The organism is Caballeronia sp., from assembly GCF_049581465.1.
GTDB lineage: Bacteria > Pseudomonadota > Gammaproteobacteria > Burkholderiales > Burkholderiaceae > Caballeronia.
Genome location: NZ_JBAUSA010000991.1, coordinates 1 through 2,095 on the forward strand (window position 1 = coordinate 1; position 2,095 = coordinate 2,095).

Sequence of the window (2,095 nt, forward strand, 5' to 3'; positions counted from 1 at the left end):
TCCCCGTCGAACCAGCCCAATTGCCCGGTGTACATCTGCCGCACGCAATGCTTGACGCTGCCGTAGTACTCTCCAAGCCACGCGTGCTGCGCCAGATGCGGCGGCAGCGACGGAATGGCGTCGGCAAGCTCGTCTTGCGTCAGGCCACGGTTCATATGGCGGATCGCCTGGTCGTGAATAAACTGGATCGCATCGCGGTACACGGACAATACGTCCGCCACGGCCGCCGCTCCCGACACCGGACGACCATGCCCCGGGACCAGATGGGCCGCGTGGTAGCTACGCATCATGTCGATGCTGCAATACCAGCGCACGGGATCGCGATAGCGCGTGCCGCGCAGCGTATGTACGTTAGGTAGACACTCGCCCTGGATCACGTCCGCCGACAGTAGGACGCTTAGTTCAGGCAGCCATATGACAAGCGTGTCGTCCGATTCGGAAGGCGCAAAGCAGAACTCGAAACGCACACCGGCAAGCACGATGTCGAGGGTATCGTCGAACACACGGGTGGGGGCAAGAAAGGTCGCTGCCTCAGCGATGAGAACCGGCCCTACCCCCGCATTGACCTTGCCGGTGGCACCCGGGGGCAGCAGCGTGCCGAAACTGTACGCCGAGCGCGCGGCAAGGATCGGCCCGACCAGGTTCGCATTGTTGATGACCGTTTCCATCAGCGACCGGTGCGCGATGATCTCTATATCGCCGGCCGCAATCTGCGCTTCATTGGCGAACGCACGCACGCCGCCCGTGTGGTCCGTATGGTTGTGCGTGTACACAACAGCCTTCACCGGCAGTTGTGCGTGACGGGAATCGATTGCGCAGAAGTCCTCATAGATTCGCTTCGCCGAAGATACGGATTCTGTCGCGTCGATCACCACGATGCCGTCGTCGCCGACCACAAAGATAATGTTCGCAATCGCATAGCCGACCGCGCAGTACACGCGCTCCGCCACACGGTAGATGCGCTGGGCCATGCGCTGCGAGTGTTCGGTCAGGCGGGGCGGAACGGTAGGGGCGGCAATGGCAAACGCCAGGTTCACGCCTGCGTCGAAAGCGACATCGAGGGGTTCGCCGACGTGCGGCGCGTCAAATGCGGCTTGGCGGACTAAGCCGGCGCAACATGGGGTCATGCGTGTCTCCTTGAAGCATTTATAAAACGGAATGGGAATTTTCATTCCGTTTTTACAGAAAAAATCAGGAACCAGTCAAAATCAGGCAACGTTGAAATTGGGTCTTGAGCCATGGACCCAGACGGCGGCTCGTCAGGGTCAACGGTCCCGGATCGTTCAGGACGATGTTGACCAGCATTCCCAGGATAAGTTGTAGCGCAACCTGAATCTCGAATTCGATCGGCTCTGCGTCCGCTTTCTGCGCGCGCCGTTCCTTCGTGATTGCAGCGGCCAGCGGCGGCACGATCAACGCGAGCACGTCGCGATTCGCCTCCTTGACCACGTCCCAGGTTGCTCGCGGCCGCGACACGCGCAATAGCGACGCATGATATAGGCCGCGATTACGGCGGAACGACTGCAAGTACATATCGACGATTGCATCCGCGACAAGCCGTGCATCGCCCGATCGCCATTCGGGCTGTTTCCCCATCATGTTGCGAAGATGGTCGAGACTTTCGGTCATCACCCGGTCGATCACGACGTCGAAGAACGTGTCCTTGCTGTCGAAGCGCCGATAAAACGCGCCAATCGAGGTACCCGATCGTTCGACGATATCCGTGATGGACAGATCGTCAAGATTGCCGCTTGCTTCAATCAACTCGCGGCCGGCCTGCAGCATTTTTTCGAGCCCGATCTGACTGCGCGCCTGTCTCGGCAATACGAGGGCGGACTCCACTGCTGCGCGGCCAGATGCCTGGGTTCGGGTCATGAGGTTTTGATAACGATAGTGCCGGGGACCGTGACAAGCGTCATGGACGTACCTGGTTAAAAACGGAATTGGGATTCCGAATCCTCGACGACCACCACGGATTTGTCAACCCGACCGAGGGAAAGCCCTATGGCCGGGCTAGGCATGGGGGGGGCCGGTCGCGGCGAGTGTGGGGCTAGCGCGGAGAGGGTGCTGCGCGCGGCGAGTGTGAGGCTAGGAT

At 60.3% G+C, this 2,095-nt stretch carries 2 protein-coding genes; both read right to left on the reverse strand.

Translation table 11 applies throughout. The annotated features are described in order from the left end of the window. The coding region (locus WCA53_RS24305; protein ID WP_423916456.1) for an MBL fold metallo-hydrolase at positions 1–1,127 on the reverse strand (1,127 nt) is incomplete at its 3' end. Positions 1,128–1,191: 64 nt separating this feature from the next. After that, positions 1,192–1,875: a TetR/AcrR family transcriptional regulator gene (locus WCA53_RS24310; protein WP_423916458.1), complete on the reverse strand. Its 684-nt coding sequence runs from the start codon at positions 1,873–1,875 to the stop codon at positions 1,192–1,194. Between the last annotated feature and the right edge of the window lie 220 nt (positions 1,876–2,095).